Below are 15321 nucleotides of genomic sequence, written 5' to 3'. Positions count from 1 at the left end.
TTACTCTGTCGCGAATGCGATCAATGTCCCTGATTTAGTTTGAAAAATTACATTCGAGCCCACAACAACAGCATTGGGCAGAATCGCGCTTTTATCGGCACGAACACGACCGATCAATGTCCCATTCGCACGTGACAAGAAATGAATATAGCCTTCGAAATCGCCGACTACTACCGTGTCACCTAATACAACAGGACTCGTTAGGCGACGATTCGCCAATTCCGTATTACTCCACTCTGCGGTCCCGCTATCGACCGCAAATGCGCTTACTCCGCCATGCTCGTCGGCAGCGTAAAGACGCTGATCATCTCCTCCCACGCCCACATCACTGGAGAAATTTTTAACCCAGTGGGCAGCGCCGGAGCCTGCATCAAAACATCCAACGCGACCTTGGTAAGCGACTGCGCAGATGTCACGCCCGACCAAAAGCGGCATACCGGAAGCATCTGCAACCCGTTCCAGCTCTGTCGTACCGCGAGGATCGCCAATTGCCATTTCCCACCATGGTCCGCCGTTGGTCAAATTCAATGCAGACAAACGACCACCTGGCAATGCCACGAAAGCAGCTTGCGGGACAATCAATATTCCAGGCGCAGACCGCAAAGTAAGCGATGGAACGCTGCGTTGCGCTGTCCAGCGACGCTCACCTGTCTCTGCGTCAAAAGCCGAAATTCGATTATCCAGACTGCGCACAATCACCAAACCCTGCCCGACCGCTGGTGACGACAATATTTCACTTGATGCTTGCGCTTTCCAGCGTAGTTTTCCTTCAGCATCATAGACTAATAACGCGCCTTTTTCGCCAGCTACTGCGACAAAGAATCCATCAGTACCCACTCCCGCGGTTAATTTCATGCCCGCGTTGATGCGCCAGACCGATACGCCCGTGGATGCGTCGATGCGACTGATGACACCATCCGCCGATGCCGCGTAAACGCTCGTACCTGAAACCGCTGGCGAAAATGTATAAGTGCCCGCACCACCCACCGAAGCTGTCCAAACGGTCCGCACCGTAACAGCAGGTTTAAACGTCACTAGCGCAGCTGGTGGATTACTGGGTGCTTTGCCAGCGAACAATGAGCATCCTGACAACACAAGCACCGCACCAGCACATGCAAATTTTACGGCTGTACGGACTTTTTGCAATTTCTGCATTTGCTTCCTTTTTTGCGAAAATTTTCTGAGCGAATCTTTTGATTTTTATAAAACTTTTTGTCTATAAATATTTAACAGATCAGGCAGCAGCCTTAGTTGGCGCCCCACCAATCGCGTCCAGCTTTATTTGAATCAGCTGTCGTCCTGGGTTACCTTGGACGGCCTTGTCGATGGCTAATTGGTAAGCGACGCGCGCCTCATCAAGTTTATTTTGAGCAACCAAAATATCACCTTTACGATCTGCCAGCGCACTGGCAAATTCCGGCGATACATCTCCGGTCAATACTTTTAGCCCTTCGTCATACGCATTTTGATCAAGCAGGATACCGGCCAAACGAATTTTAGCAATTGTCTTGTACTCTTCTTGCCGACCATGATCAATAACCCACTGTAATTGCGCCTTGGCACCATTCAGATCGTTCGCGTCAAAGGCAGCTTTCGCAGCAGTCATCCCTGCCATCTCTGCGTAGGCTGTACTACTGAATTTTTGTTGCATATCCGCTGCTGCGCGCTGTACTTTAGCATTATCTTTGGCACCAACCGCTTTTTGCATCTCCTCATACAATTGCGATGCTTGCGAAGCCTGACTATTTTGATAGTACTTCCAGCCACCCCATCCGGCATAACCGGCGAGCGCAATGATCACCACCCAGGTAACGAGGTTTCCATACTTTTTCCACCAGTCGTTTATGGTCGCTAACTGTTCTTGCTCTTCAAGATTAAATGCCATGATAATTTACTTTAATGGTGATAGTGAACGTGCTGGTGGTCATGATCGTGCCCGTGATGATCGTTTCCGACTATCTGATCTACCAAATAGTCAGTGACGCCGTCAAAAGGCACGATGGCCTGATTACTGCCATCCTCTTTAGCGCCAATTTCGGCGCGAAGTACTTTGACTGCAGCGGTATTATTCGCGATTTCATCGTCACCGATAATAACGGCATAGGCGGCACCGCTGGCATCAGCCCGCTTCATCTGCGCCTTAAAGCTTCCTCCTGAGTTTGCCGAAGCGCAATGTAGCACAACATCCAATCCGGCACTACGCAAACGCTCAGCTAACACAAACGATTGTAATTGCGCGGCATCCCCTTGATGCACCAGATAAACGTCACACTCATTACGTGTTACCGGCTCACCACTAGCCCGCATCAACTCTAATAACCGCTCAACACCCATCGCAAAACCGCATGCCGGTGTCGATTTTCCGCCGAACATTTCGACCAGCGGATCATAGCGTCCACCACCACAAACCGTACCTTGGGAGCCGAGTTGATCTGTCACCCATTCAAAAACTGTACGATTGTAATAGTCCATACCGCGCACCAAACGAGGATTGATAGTGAACGGAATGTTATTGTGATTGAGTATTTTTTGTACGCCATCGAAATGGGCACGCGAAGCTTCACCCAGATAATCGAGCAATTGCGGCGCGCCGTTGACCATATCTTGCATAGCCGGATTTTTGGTATCCAGAATACGCAAAGGATTGGAATGCAAGCGACGTTGCGCATCAGCATCCAGCACCTCGCTGTGCCTCTCAAAATAAGCGATCAAGTCGACGCGATGCCGATTTCGCTCTTCGGCGTCACCGATTGAGTTTAATTCAAGTTTAATGTTGTCGAGCCCCAGGTCATCCCAAAGACGCTGACAAAGCATGATAAGTTCTGCGTCGATATCCGGTCCAGTGAAGCCAATTGCCTCGGCACCGACCTGATGGAATTGACGATAGCGCCCACGCTGTGGACGTTCGTGGCGAAACATAGGGCCGCTATACCACAACCGCTTAGGGCCATCGTAAGTCAAATTATGCTCAATCGCAGCGCGAACGACGCTCGCGGTACTCTCTGGGCGCAAGGTTAGATTGTCACCATTCATCGAATCAGTAAATGAGTACATTTCTTTTTCGACGATATCGGTAACCGCGCCAAGACCGCGAGAAAACAAAGCGGTAGGTTCGACGATAGGGGTACGAATCTGCTGAAAGCCGTAGCTTTTCAGGACCGACTCCACTGTATTTTCAAACAGCTCCCACAAAGCCGCATCAGCAGGCAGGATGTCATTCATCCCTTTTACGCCAACAATTTTTTCAACTTTTTTAGATTCGGACATTCTTTTTAATGCTCACTTAAGTATTCATAAATTTGATGAGGCTTGATACTAAACAGCGCTGCACAACTTGGAACTTGGCTACTCCACAGCTTGAGTGGCGTAGCGTTTTTTAACATAATCGAGCACTATGCCCTGGAATTCCTCAGCAATTCGTTCCCCGCGCAACGTCATCTTTTTTTCGCCATCAATAAAAACTGGTGCGGCAGGAGATTCTCCAGTGCCGGGCAAACTAATCCCGATATTCGCATGTTTGGATTCACCGGGACCATTTACGATGCAGCCCATGACTGCGACGTTCATGCCTTCAACCCCGGGATAAGCCTTTTTCCACACTGGCATCTGATCGCGCAGGTAAGTCTGAATTTTATCTGCCAAATCCTGAAATACAGTCGAAGTAGTCCGCCCACATCCTGGGCAAGCAATCACCATTGGGGCAAATTTACGCAAGCCCATTGTTTGCAATATTTCTTGCGCCACAACAACTTCTTTCGTACGGTCACCACCCGGCTCAGGGGTGAGTGAAATCCTGATCGTGTCGCCGATTCCTTCCTGCAACAGTACAGACAATGCGGCTGTGGAGGCAACTATCCCTTTACTTCCCATACCAGCCTCGGTCAGTCCTAAGTGCAGAGGATAATCACAGCGATGCGCCAATTCGCGATACACCGCAATCAAATCTTGCACTCCAGAAACTTTACACGATAAGATAATACGATTTGCCGCCAGACCCAGCTCTTCTGCACGAATGGCATTTTCGATAGCAGACTTCACTAATGCTTCGTACATGACTGCCTGAGCACCCCACGGTTCATCCCGTTGCGCATTTTCATCCATGATGCGCGCTAATAGAGCTTGATCAAGGCTGCCCCAATTTACACCAATCCGGACAGGCTTATCGTATTTACAAGCTATCTCGATCATTTGGCCAAACTGGGTGTCACGCTTGGCACCTTTACCAACATTGCCCGGATTAATCCGATATTTAGACAACGCTTGCGCGCACTCGGGATAATCATTGAGCAAGGTGTGGCCGTTGTAATGGAAGTCCCCTACCAACGGGACATCAATTCCCATTTTATCAAGTTGCTCACGAATAGCTGGCACGGCTGCCGCCGCTTCCGGCCTGTCGACGGTAATACGAACCAATTCAGATCCTGCGCGCGCCAGATCTTTGATCTGAATCGCTGTTCCAATGGCGTCCGCAGTATCTGTATTTGTCATAGACTGCACTGCAACGGGCGCACCGCCGCCGATCAATATTTGACGCTTACCATAACTGACAATGGCTGTGCGACTGATGCGACGAATACCGGGACCAGAGGCTATTGGAGAATTCAAATCCGACATGGATGGTTCGCTTTCAGAATTATTTCAGATTCAGTCGGGCAATATTGTTTTTAGTGCCAGCTTTCAGATCGACTGCTTCACCACGCAAAGTCACATCAACGCCCGCTAAATTACCAATCACAACGGACACAGGCTGATCAATATCAAATGTTTCGGTACTACCGCCTTTTCCTACGCGAGAGAAAAGAATCTTTTTATCGGCACGCCTTATTTCAACCCAGGAATCCTGCTTGAACGTTAATTTTAAAATATTAGCTCCCGCTAGGGCAGCTGGAATTGCAGCGGTTGCCTCTTGTGGCTTGACCGCTGCAATAACGGCATCGAGAGGCGCTAAAACACTTTCAGTAGCAATCACCGTATGACTATTTGATGCTGGTGCGGCGGGCGTGTTTACTTGGCTCGACGGCACCCCATCCTCTACATGATTCGCAGCCGATACCGGAGCTGTTGCTCCGAACGGTCGACGCAATGCAGAAAAACCACCAAACTCCGCCACTAAAATACCGATCAAAACTAAAGCAATAGCGCCGAAAATCCAATTGTAAGGAATTCGATTACGCCCCCCCAACAGTAGCCGCGACTCAGAAAAAATCGTCGCGCTGGTAGGTTGCTTGCCCAAAATTTGGGTTTTTACCGGCATGACAGGCACGGTGCTCGGTAAAATCGTCGCTGGATCCAGTCCTAACATCTTTGCGTAGGACCGAATATATCCACGTGTCATCACAATAGTCGGCAAGGCAGCGTAGTCGTCAGCTTCGATCGCCTGAATTTGGCGCGGTGCCAGCTTCAGCTGGTTGGCGACATCATCGATAGACCAACCATTTTGCTGACGTTTATACGCCAGTTGCATCCCTACAGAGGCTACCTGATCACTACCCTGAATTATTTCCTCGCCGGTGATATTAGTAATAGTTTGGTCCGGCTCACTCATCAAAAACTCCGCGCTGATAGGATCCATATTCTGCAGATCCTGGATAGACTCGACGCAACTGCGTCACCAAATTTGTTTCCGCTACGCGATCACCCAACTTACGTTCAACCTTAATGGCGCTCCATAAGACATCCGCACTCAGTACGTCTATTTTTGTGACCAACGTCATATAAAAACGCGCCCGCTCAGTGTCATGGCGATCTGCGGCAATCAAAGCCAGGTTAACGTTAGTCAGAGGGTTGCCGGCGTCAAACTGAAATGCTTGCAAAAAATACCGTTCTGCGCTGATGCCATCCCTCAACTTTAGGCTACAGACACCAGCGTTAGTGAGCGCCTTAGCGGGAGAAAGATAAGAACGACTCTTCAATGCATTTTGAAAATAAGCGATTGACTCTTTTTCTCGTCCATTTTTACAAAGAAACCAACCATAGTTATTGGCGATATCAGGATTGTTAGGTGCTAACTTAAGCGCCCTGAGCAAATTATCGTCGGCCAAGCCGACTTCGCCCATGTCCATATAGATCAATCCGCGCATGCCATAAGCATCTGCGTTCTCAGGATCTGCGGCGATCGCCTGTTTCACTTCATCCAGCGCTACTTCCAACTGACCCTGACCATAGTAACCAACCGCCAATTCCAGGCGGATACGGGCACGCCGCTGCGCTTCAGTCAGATCAGAATTGGTTGGAAGTTCGCGGCGCGCGCCCGGTTCGGTTTTATTCGCAAAGTTGCCACCAGATGGCGATGTACAGCCCGCCAACAACGTCAACATCGCAACGGTAGCCATGATGAGAATACTCATGCACCTTGATTTCACTCAGAGACCTCAACAATGCGACCGAAATTTTTACCAAATTTTTGCTGATACTCGGCCATTTTTTGCATGCGCTCCTGGACTTTGGTGCGGTCCTGCACTTCTCCGGCTAGCTGCCCGCATGCGGCATCGATATCATCGCCTCGCGTCTTGCGTATCGTTGTGACGATTCCGGCATCCATGAGGATCTGTGCAAATGCTTTTATCCGCGGATTATTAGACCGTTTAAGACCAGACTCTGGAAACGGATTGAACGGTATGAGATTGAATTTGCAGGACACTGCCTCGCTACCACTGCGTCCCTGGACCAGAGCGATTAACTCGCGGGCGTTAGCATCACTGTCGTTAACGCCGTCTAACATACAATATTCAAATGTTACAAAATCGCGCGGTGCAAACTCCAGATAGCGTCGGCAAGATGCCATCAGTTCGCTAAGTGGATACTTTTTATTTAGTGGCACTAATCCGTCCCGCAAAGCATCGTTGGAAGCGTGTAATGAGACGGCCAACGCCACAGCACAATCCTGCGACAACTTGTCAATCATCGGTACCACGCCGCTGGTTGACAACGTAACGCGGCGGCGAGAAAGGCCGTAGGCGTTATCGTCCAACATCAGTTTCAAGGCAGTAACGGTCGGTTCATAGTTTAGTAATGGCTCGCCCATGCCCATCATTACCACGTTGGTAATCTGGCGCTCACCTTTTGGACCAGGGTCAATATTTTTTGATTTGCGGAGCTCAAATTCAGCCATCCATAACTGACCGATGATTTCACCCACGGTCAAATTACGGCTAAAACCTTGCTTGCCAGTTGAACAAAAACGACAGTTTACGGCACATCCAGCCTGAGTCGAAATGCACAGCGTGCCCCGATTTTCTTCGGGAATGAATACCGCTTCTACAGCATTACCCTGTCCGACATCCAGCAACCATTTGCGGGTGCCATCTGTGGAAATATGATCACTAATTACGGCCGGTGCGGCGATCATCGCGCGCGTGGCCAGTTTGTCGCGTAAGGACTTGGCCAGATCGGTCATTGCGTCGAAATCACTTGCTCCGAACTGGTGTATCCAGCGTAGCAATTGCTTAGCGCGAAACGGCTTCTCACCCAATTCGCCGCAATAGTCGACAAGTTGCGCAGGGTCCAGATCCAGCAGGTTGGTGAGAGCTGTCATGACAGATTCCATCTAATTGTTGATCCGTGTGCAAATGCAAAAAATGAATGCAAATGTCAGGCGGATCAACGTACTACAACTTACTAACTTATCAATTATCTGTGCTTCATTGCACGTACTGACTTGATACTTATTAACACCTTACTAATTCGTGCTTTGCGAATTAACGTGAGTACACGTTCAAAGCAGGAAAGAAATAAGCGATTTCAACAGCAGCTGTTTCAGCGGCATCGGAGCCATGAACTGCATTTGCATCGATCGAATCTGCGAAATCAGCACGAATCGTGCCTTTATCGGCCTTCTTTGGATCTGTCGCGCCCATCAGGTCACGGTGCGTCAGGATAGCGTTTTCGCCTTCCAGTGCTTGCACAATAACAGGACCAGAGATCATGAAATCAACCAGATCCTTGAAGAATGGACGAGCAGCGTGCACAGCGTAAAAACCTTCTGCTTCGGCGCGGGACAAATGCATCATGCGCGCAGCGATGATTTTCAGGCCAGCTGTTTCAAAACGGCTGTAAATTTGACCGATGACGTTTTTAGCGACTGCGTCTGGTTTGATAATCGATAGGGTGCGTTCAATTGCCATTTAAAAAAACTCCAATAATATAGAAAGGTCAAACTGGTGTAAGTTATTCAATTACATCTTCAAATGCATTGATACTAGACGGTGCTAGTCAGAACTATGCGAAATTGGCTGAAATTGTGTTAGGTAAAACCATGCATTAATGCCATGTTTTAGAAGGATTGTTTTATAATCCAATCAACCTTAGATTTTACCACGAAACACCTGCAAGAGAACCATATCACCGCGACCTAACACCCCAATAGAACCTCTGACGCTGAAAACTGTCTGAATTAACGAACGACCTATAAGGCTTGATGGCCGTGGCAAAGATAGTCTTACCACAACGTGCTATGCTACTTCCAGCTTATGTTCACGCTGTTAAAAAAGGGATAATCATGAATTCAAATCAGCAACATCGTTACGCACCAACGGGCACCACCGCAGGTCTAAGCGGCGTTCGCAATCGCGTGCTACGTAATACCTATTGGCTACTCGCGCTGTCGATGATTCCAACAATTGGCGGTGCCTGGGTTGGCGTACAACTCAATTTCAATCTATTCTCCGGCAATCCGATGATCGGATTTGTTGCGTTTATGGCAATTGCTTTCGGATTCTTCTACGCTATTGAAAAAACCAAAGATACCGGCTGGGGTGTAGTCGTCCTGTTAGCCTTTACGTTCTTCATGGGTCTGATGCTGACGAGACTGATTGAACATACGCTCAGGTTTTCGAATGGTGGAACACTGATTATGATGGCGTTCGGCGGTACCGGGATCGTATTCGCAGTCATGGCAACAATTGCTACAGTGTCCAAGCGCGACTTCTCTGGCCTGGGGAAATGGTTGTTTGCTGGTTTGATCGTTATAATAGTGGCAAGTGTGGCGAATATCTTTTTACAAATCCCAGCACTTTATTTGGCAGTATCAGTCATTGCTATTGCGATTTTTTCGGCCTACATCTTATACGACGTGCAACAAATTATTAACGGTGGCGAGACTAATTATGTTCGCGCAACATTAAGCATCTATCTTGATGTTTATAATATTTTTGTTAATCTCTTATCGTTGCTAGGGATTTTTGGTGGCAATCGGAACTAATATTACATTTAATCATTTAGCTGTAGACGCGAAATACCTATTCAAAAGCCAACCGTTTGAGGTTGGCTTTTTAACGTTTATACATTTGTAAAGGACTTAACAATTTGCAATTAACGCTATGCGGTCGCTTCAACCAAATCAAATACGGCAATCGATTCGACATGGGCCGTATGCGGAAACATATTAACGACACCCGCCTGAGACAATCGATATCCGCCATGAATTAACGTCCCAGCATCACGCGCCAATGTTGATGGACTACAAGACACGTACACAATGCGTTTCGGCATAAGGTGACGATTTGAGTCTGCCAATCCGACTATGGCTGCACATACTGCCGCCGCACCGTCCCTTGGCGGATCAATTAACATTCTGTCGAATTTACCGAGTGCAATAAAATCTCCAGTGGTGGCCTCGAAGAGATTCCGGCAATAAAAAGTGGTTTTGTCGCCTAATTGATTGACGACCGCATTCTCTCTCGAGCGCACAACTAACGCCTCGCTACCCTCGATGCCAACCACTTCTCGTACCAGCGTTGCGAGTGGCAACGTAAAGTTACCTAAACCGCAAAACAAATCAGCAACCCGCTCTTCCGGCAATAAGCCCAACAAACGTATTGCTTTTGCTACCAATACACGATTGATCTGATGATTGACTTGCGTGAAGTCAGTCGGCTTAAACGGCATGCGGATATTAAATTCAGGCAACGTGTAATACAGATCGCTCTGCGCAGGATAAAACGGCGCTGCTGTCTCTGGCGCCCCGGTTTGGAGCCACCACTGGACCTGATACTCATCGGCGAACGCCTTCAGCTTAACTTCATCCTCCGCGCTCAACGCCGCCATAATGCGCAATACCATCACAGTGACTTCGCCTTGCGCATTTTCGCCCACCGCTAATTCAATCTGCGGCAAGTGTTCGATGATGGTCAGTGAGCCGATCAATCCACGCAACGGCACTAACATCGCAGACACCTTTGCGGGCAAAATTTCGCAACTGGTCATGTTGGTGACGTAGGGCGACTTTCTCTCGTGAAATCCAACTAGAACGCCGCCTTTTTTAGGCACGTTCCGCACAGAAATCCGAGCGCGATAGCGATATTCCCATGTTGGCCCATAAATTGGCCGCAGCATGAGATCCGCTTTCACTTTGCTGATATGCCAAAGGTTATCTTCTAGTACACGTTGTTTTATGGCAACCTGGGCGTTCGGCTCTAAATGTTGCATTGCGCATCCGCCACACACACCGTAAAACTGGCAACGTGGCTTTATGCGCGAGACAGATTCCCGATGCAATGCTGTCATCGTGGCGAATTCCCACTTCTTTTTTTTACGAAATGAGTGAAAGCTGACATTTTCTCCTGGAAGGGCTCCTTCAACAAAGATCACTTTGCCTTGAGTGCCGTCTTCATTGTGCAGGTGGCCGATTCCCCGGGCATCCATGTCGAGAGATTTGATATCAATAGTGATGTCTTGATGCATAAGAATAGAAGTACATTGCTTATGTCGTCGCATTAAACCCGCTCCGTATTTCTCTATGCGGCAGAAGCATCATTCACATGGGCGAAGCATCCACATTCGGCGGCAAAGGAAATTTGCGCCAGAATCTGCTGCTCACCATCTGAAGTTGCTGCACAGGAAAAGGAAGCGATTTTGAAGGAACAGCATAAAACGAGATTGGGAAAGGACCGAATTATAACGACTATCCGACGTAAGTCATCTGTCCAATTAGCTTTCAGGATCTTCCAAGGCTAAAGAAAGGCGTCTTTATCCACCCCTTTTGCTCCTAACAAGCGCTTCAGCTTTATTAATGCTTCCTGCTGAATTTGCCGGACTCGTTCACGCGTGACGCCGATTTCAACCGCTAGCTCTTCTAAGGTTGAAGGATCATCATTATCCAGACCGAAACGACGCATGATCACATTGCGCTGCTTGTCAGTGAGTCTTTCTAGCCAAACCCGTACCAGAATAGATGTCTCTTTTTGTTCAGCACAGGCATCAGGATGTTCTTCAGTGGCACTCGGCAACAAATCCAGAAGACTGGCCAATGGATCTTGATCTAACGGTGCGTCTAGCGATGTTGCATGCTCTGAAAGCGCTAATACTGCTTGCACTTCATCCACAGGACGACCTACTAAATGGGCAATGTCTTCTGCATTCGCATCTTTGCCATCATGATGTTGTGCTTCAAGGTGATATTTGGCCCGCAAGATTTGATTTAATTCACGCACCATGTGAACCGGCAAGCGGACAGTGCGCGCCTGATTCATAATTGCCCGTTCAATGCTTTGCCGTATCCACCAGGTCGCATAGGTCGAAAATCGGAAGCCCCGTTCCGGCTCAAACTTGTCTATGGCACGCATGAGACCGAGATTACCTTCCTCGATCAGATCAAGCAAGGTAACTCCGCGATTGATGTAGTGTTTAGCGATTGAAACAACCAAACGTAGGTTGTGCTCAATCATCTTTTGGCGAGCAGGAAAATCCCCTTGCTTGGCCAGTGTCGCGAAATGTACTTCTTCAGGAATGGTGAGGAGTGGTCGGGTACCAATTTGATTAAGATAATGCTGCGTGGTATCGGTGGACAACTCCGCCGCTAATACTTTTTTCAGCTCATCAACACCATCAACCACGACCACGACACTATCACCGGCATCAAGATCATCAATACCGGCTTCGATATCTTCCGCCTCGCCATCATCGCTCTCCTCGAGCGCTTCTTTTTCAGCGGTGGTGTCGAGATCACTGATAATGTCATCTGGCACTTCTCCAGATGACACTTTATTTTGATCACTTTGTCGAGCAGGAAGGCGCTTGTTCATTTAGCCGTTCACTTGGTTAATTACACAGTTGACAACCTCTTTGAATCCGATACCCAATAACAACAATGCACCATCAAACTTACTTGCTAACCTTTATTTGCCTCTATTCTATCGTGCTGCTTATAGATTAGCGACCAGGTAAAAATTTTGAGGGATCAACTGGCTTGCCTTGCTGGCGAATTTCAAAATGCAGCTTGGTCGAATCACTATCCGAATTTCCCATTTCTGCGATCTTTTGCCCCTTGCTGACAACTTGTCCCTCTTTTACAAGAATAACCTTGTTATGCGCGTACGCGGATAATAAATTATTGGTGTGCTTAACGATCACCAGATTGCCATAACCACGAATACCGCTACCAGCATACATAACCTTACCTGCCGCGGCCGCTAACACAGGCTGCCCCGTTTTTCCGGCAATATCAATACCCTTTTTACCTTGATCGAATCCCCCCAACACCTTGCCTTCTGTTGGCCACATCCAGTCTACGCGGCCATCCTCTGTCGCAGAGGCGATTGGTGGTGAGATCGCTTTCTCGTTATTTTTCGTTGGATCCGTTTTTACTTCTGCGCGGGAGTCTGGCTTCACATCAGGCCGACTATCAGATGCCGATGGTGGAGATGGCGCATCCGGTTTTTGCAATTCCGCCAGCGCGCTGTCCGAATATGGACGCTTGTCGCCGCGTGGACTTGTTTTATTACCGCCATTCATCGTGCCATTTGCACTGGAAGAAGCGGAAGGCGCTGTGCCGAGCGGGCGGACATCGACCCCGGATTCGCTCGAAACGTTACCGACTTGTGCGCCACCGGCCAGACTGCTGCCAGCCTCAGGAGGTTGAACCCGCAGCACTTGATCAACCTTGATGTCGTTGGCGTTATTGAGATTATTCCAGCTGACAATATCGCGATAACTTTGCCCGAACTCAAGTGCAATCCGATACAGCGTATCGCCCTTTTTCACTGTGTAATATCCTGGGCCGCTAACCCTGGGTGCCTGAGGCGTATTAGGAGCCGCACTTACGTTCGGGCCACCGACTCTGCGATCTACTACGGGCGCGGGTGTTCGCGTCGTGCTACATGCAGCAATTGAGCCGACGATTATTCCCAGCAATACAAGGCGTGTTTTCTTCATTCTCATTACATTTTTATTTGCGACGTATCGCGGTTAAGATCGATGCGGTTATTTGTAGTAACAGACAACCGATTAAACACAACATTGAACGCCATAGTATTTCATGGATTCAATATCCGATCATTTTTCGTTTAAAAGTTTTAAAAATTTGTTACCAGCAAGTCTTTATAGACCGATGTTGGCCAACCATCGCTGCCGGGCCGCTATATTCTGCATCTTCTGGCTTTTTCGTTATATTGCCGAAGACTGCTCAGCTCATGCGATCCCGGAACGCAACGGCACGAAATGGCAATCTTCGAGCGTAGTGCTGGTCCAGTCAAATTTAGTGATACGCTGAATCAACTGAAGAACTTGATGACGCGAACCCACTGGCGCCACCAGTCGACCGCCTATCGCCATCTGATCCAGCAATGCTTGCGGCACTTCAAGCCCAGCGGCAGCTAAGATAATTCCATCAAAAGGCGCCACTTGCGGCAGGCCAAGCATACCATCTCCGTAATGCAGTCGGATATTTGCTACACGCAACGGTCGCAAATTACTTCTCGCTAACTCATGTAAAGGCTTGATTCGTTCAATCGAATAGACCTCTTTTGCCACCAAAGACAACACCGCGGCCTGATAGCCGCAACCGGTTCCGATTTCCAATACGCGATTGAGCACGCCACCTTGCTGATTGTCGCGCATAACCTCAATCATTCGGGCAACAATATACGGCTGTGAAATAGTTTGATGGTGGCCGATGGGTAGCGATGCATCAATATAAGCCTGACTAGCCAGCCCGGGCTCCATGAACATGTGCCGCGGTACCGCCTCCATTGCCGCCAGCACGCTGACGTCTCTCACACCCAGCTTCGCAATCCGCGCGACCATGGCTTTACGAACTCCCTCCGACACCAACGTCGTAGACCGTTTATCTGTTGAATGCTGGTTAGTTTGATTGGTTTGGCTGGCTAGATTGTGCTGGTTACCGGGAGTCGAACCGGTCTTCTTGCCCGCATTACCCGCCGATGCTGAAGGATTAAAATAGGGTTGTTTATCAGAGGCAGAATTAAATGCCGCTTTTGGCGGAGCCGATTTAAGATTATCGTAAGCGGCATTTCTAGTCGCAGTTTGGGGAGTTGCAACGACACGATTGGAACCCACGCCGGAAGACCGCGATTTAGTGTCGACCACCGATGACAACGTCAAGGGGAAACGCTTTGGCGCTTCCGTCATGACAAATCCTTGGTAAGTGCGGCTAGTTGCATCGCATGGGTTAAATCAATCTGTAATGGCGTAATCGAGACATGCCCTTTTGCGATCGCATGAAAATCGGTCCCTTCGCTGGCATCTTTTGCTGCACCTGCAGGACCAATCCAGTAAATTTCTCGCCCGTGAGGATCTTGCGTCTTGATGACCGATTCAGAAACATGCCGTTTACCCAGACGTGTAGCCAGCGCGGGCTTCAATTGATGGTATGGAAGATTCGGAATATTGACGTTTAAGAGATAAGGCTGCGGCATAGTCGCAAATCGACGCTCGACAATCTCACGCGCGACCTTAGCTGCGGCGTCTAATTCTTCCCAACCCTTACTTACCTGCGAAAACGCAATCGAGGGAATGCCGAACAAAAATCCTTCGGTAGCAGCCGCGACGGTACCCGAATACAAGGTGTCATCTCCCATATTCTGACCTTGATTGATCCCCGAAACAATCAAATCGGGGCGAAAATTAAGCATCCCGGTCAGTGCAATGTGCACGCAATCCGACGGTGTTCCATTGATGAAATAAAAACCATTTTCGGCGCGATGAACCGACAACGGACGATCTAGTGTCAAAGAATTAGAAGAGCCGGATCGATTGCTGTCTGGCGCGACCACCACAATTTCCGCTATCGGTGTCAGCGCATTTGCCAATGCAATGATGCCCGGGGCCAGATAACCATCGTCGTTGCTGATGAGAATTTTCATACAAGAATTTTACCTGAAGCCGCCCTTAGGTTAATGGAAGATTTGCTTGTTTTTATGTGAAGTTGTCAATAAGCCCAAAAAAATATGATTTTGGTTCCATTTAATGTTTTTTAACAAAGCAGCACTCTTATGTTGCTCCGCAACAAATATCTCACGGGAAATCAAAAAAAAGAGTATTGTTAGCGCTAACAGGCTGTGTTTTGTGCTTTCTAGGCAACCATAG

14 protein-coding genes are annotated in these 15321 nt (G+C 48.5%); 1 reads left to right on the top strand and 13 read right to left on the bottom strand.

The window, feature by feature from the left end; translation table 11 throughout:
- The 8 genes from bamB to ndk form a co-directional block, all read right to left on the bottom strand.
- A complete protein-coding gene (gene bamB, locus ACXX82_RS19210) occupies positions 1-1155 on the bottom strand; it encodes an outer membrane protein assembly factor BamB (RefSeq protein WP_322237458.1) in 1155 nt (384 codons plus the stop codon).
- A 79-nt stretch (positions 1156-1234) separates the two neighbouring features.
- Positions 1235-1885 (bottom strand): YfgM family protein, encoded by a 651-nt coding sequence (locus ACXX82_RS19205; RefSeq protein ID WP_458563497.1) that lies wholly within the window; start codon positions 1883-1885, stop codon positions 1235-1237.
- Between the two features lie 11 nt (positions 1886-1896).
- Positions 1897-3267 (bottom strand): histidine--tRNA ligase, encoded by a 1371-nt coding sequence (gene hisS, locus ACXX82_RS19200; RefSeq protein ID WP_322237451.1) that lies wholly within the window; start codon positions 3265-3267, stop codon positions 1897-1899.
- Between the two features lie 78 nt (positions 3268-3345).
- The gene (gene ispG / locus ACXX82_RS19195; protein WP_458563496.1) at positions 3346-4614 is read right to left on the bottom strand and encodes a flavodoxin-dependent (E)-4-hydroxy-3-methylbut-2-enyl-diphosphate synthase; all 1269 of its coding nucleotides are present in this window, start codon (positions 4612-4614) and stop codon (positions 3346-3348) included.
- A gap of 19 nt (positions 4615-4633) precedes the next feature.
- Positions 4634-5545 (bottom strand): RodZ domain-containing protein, encoded by a 912-nt coding sequence (locus ACXX82_RS19190; RefSeq protein WP_323509319.1) that lies wholly within the window; start codon positions 5543-5545, stop codon positions 4634-4636.
- Complete coding sequence (pilW, locus tag ACXX82_RS19185) at positions 5538-6347, bottom strand: type IV pilus biogenesis/stability protein PilW (protein WP_322237443.1); 810 nt, start codon at positions 6345-6347, stop codon at positions 5538-5540. Before pilW ends, ACXX82_RS19190 begins: the two co-directional genes overlap by 8 nt.
- A gap of 11 nt (positions 6348-6358) precedes the next feature.
- Positions 6359-7534: a dual-specificity RNA methyltransferase RlmN gene (rlmN, locus tag ACXX82_RS19180; protein WP_322237440.1), complete on the bottom strand. Its 1176-nt coding sequence runs from the start codon at positions 7532-7534 to the stop codon at positions 6359-6361.
- Between the two features lie 163 nt (positions 7535-7697).
- Positions 7698-8123: a nucleoside-diphosphate kinase gene (ndk, locus tag ACXX82_RS19175; RefSeq protein ID WP_322237436.1), complete on the bottom strand. Its 426-nt coding sequence runs from the start codon at positions 8121-8123 to the stop codon at positions 7698-7700.
- 374 nt (positions 8124-8497) lie between these two features.
- Between ndk and ACXX82_RS19170 the strand changes: the two genes are divergently transcribed.
- Positions 8498-9199 (top strand): Bax inhibitor-1/YccA family protein, encoded by a 702-nt coding sequence (locus ACXX82_RS19170; RefSeq protein WP_322237432.1) that lies wholly within the window; start codon positions 8498-8500, stop codon positions 9197-9199.
- 116 nt (positions 9200-9315) lie between these two features.
- Here the strand turns inward: ACXX82_RS19170 and rlmD are convergent, their stop codons facing one another.
- The 5 genes from rlmD to surE all read right to left on the bottom strand — a co-directional run bounded on the left by rlmD (position 9316) and on the right by surE (position 15098).
- A complete protein-coding gene (gene rlmD, locus ACXX82_RS19165; RefSeq protein WP_322240575.1) occupies positions 9316-10680 on the bottom strand; it encodes a 23S rRNA (uracil(1939)-C(5))-methyltransferase RlmD in 1365 nt (454 codons plus the stop codon).
- Between the two features lie 269 nt (positions 10681-10949).
- On the bottom strand, positions 10950-12020 hold the full coding sequence (gene rpoS / locus ACXX82_RS19160; protein ID WP_322237430.1) for an RNA polymerase sigma factor RpoS: 1071 nt from the start codon (positions 12018-12020) through the stop codon (positions 10950-10952).
- A 127-nt stretch (positions 12021-12147) separates the two neighbouring features.
- Positions 12148-13149, bottom strand: coding sequence for a peptidoglycan DD-metalloendopeptidase family protein (locus ACXX82_RS19155; RefSeq protein ID WP_458563495.1), 1002 nt, complete (start codon positions 13147-13149; stop codon positions 12148-12150).
- Positions 13150-13404: 255 nt separating this feature from the next.
- The gene (locus ACXX82_RS19150; protein WP_322237426.1) at positions 13405-14364 is read right to left on the bottom strand and encodes a protein-L-isoaspartate(D-aspartate) O-methyltransferase; all 960 of its coding nucleotides are present in this window, start codon (positions 14362-14364) and stop codon (positions 13405-13407) included.
- Positions 14361-15098 (bottom strand): 5'/3'-nucleotidase SurE, encoded by a 738-nt coding sequence (gene surE, locus ACXX82_RS19145; RefSeq protein ID WP_322237424.1) that lies wholly within the window; start codon positions 15096-15098, stop codon positions 14361-14363. The genes ACXX82_RS19150 and surE overlap by 4 nt, the downstream gene beginning before the upstream one ends.
- Positions 15099-15321: the final 223 nt, after the last annotated feature.

It is taken from the genome of Glaciimonas sp. GNP009 (assembly GCF_054343755.1).
The sequence above is the reverse complement of the archived record's forward strand: the minus strand, read 5'-3'. Positions and strand labels throughout refer to the sequence as shown.

What these genes read in the sequence shown, in the direction of transcription:
- rpoS (WP_322237430.1), bottom strand. Translation starts at nt 12,020, where the DNA reads ATGAACAAGCGCCTTCCTGCTCGACAAAGTGATCAAAATAAAGTGTCA.
- ACXX82_RS19190 (WP_323509319.1), bottom strand. Translation starts at nt 5,545, where the DNA reads ATGAGTGAGCCGGACCAAACTATTACTAATATCACCGGCGAGGAAATA.
- ACXX82_RS19150 (WP_322237426.1), bottom strand. Translation starts at nt 14,364, where the DNA reads ATGACGGAAGCGCCAAAGCGTTTCCCCTTGACGTTGTCATCGGTGGTC.
- ndk (WP_322237436.1), bottom strand. Translation starts at nt 8,123, where the DNA reads ATGGCAATTGAACGCACCCTATCGATTATCAAACCAGACGCAGTCGCT.
- surE (WP_322237424.1), bottom strand. Translation starts at nt 15,098, where the DNA reads ATGAAAATTCTCATCAGCAACGACGATGGTTATCTGGCCCCGGGCATC.
- ACXX82_RS19155 (WP_458563495.1), bottom strand. Translation starts at nt 13,149, where the DNA reads ATGAAGAAAACACGCCTTGTATTGCTGGGAATAATCGTCGGCTCAATT.
- ACXX82_RS19170 (WP_322237432.1), top strand. Translation starts at nt 8,498, where the DNA reads ATGAATTCAAATCAGCAACATCGTTACGCACCAACGGGCACCACCGCA.
- ACXX82_RS19205 (WP_458563497.1), bottom strand. Translation starts at nt 1,885, where the DNA reads ATGGCATTTAATCTTGAAGAGCAAGAACAGTTAGCGACCATAAACGAC.
- hisS (WP_322237451.1), bottom strand. Translation starts at nt 3,267, where the DNA reads ATGTCCGAATCTAAAAAAGTTGAAAAAATTGTTGGCGTAAAAGGGATG.
- ispG (WP_458563496.1), bottom strand. Translation starts at nt 4,614, where the DNA reads ATGTCGGATTTGAATTCTCCAATAGCCTCTGGTCCCGGTATTCGTCGC.
- pilW (WP_322237443.1), bottom strand. Translation starts at nt 6,347, where the DNA reads ATGAGTATTCTCATCATGGCTACCGTTGCGATGTTGACGTTGTTGGCG.
- rlmN (WP_322237440.1), bottom strand. Translation starts at nt 7,534, where the DNA reads ATGACAGCTCTCACCAACCTGCTGGATCTGGACCCTGCGCAACTTGTC.
- bamB (WP_322237458.1), bottom strand. Translation starts at nt 1,155, where the DNA reads ATGCAGAAATTGCAAAAAGTCCGTACAGCCGTAAAATTTGCATGTGCT.
- rlmD (WP_322240575.1), bottom strand. Translation starts at nt 10,680, where the DNA reads ATGCATCAAGACATCACTATTGATATCAAATCTCTCGACATGGATGCC.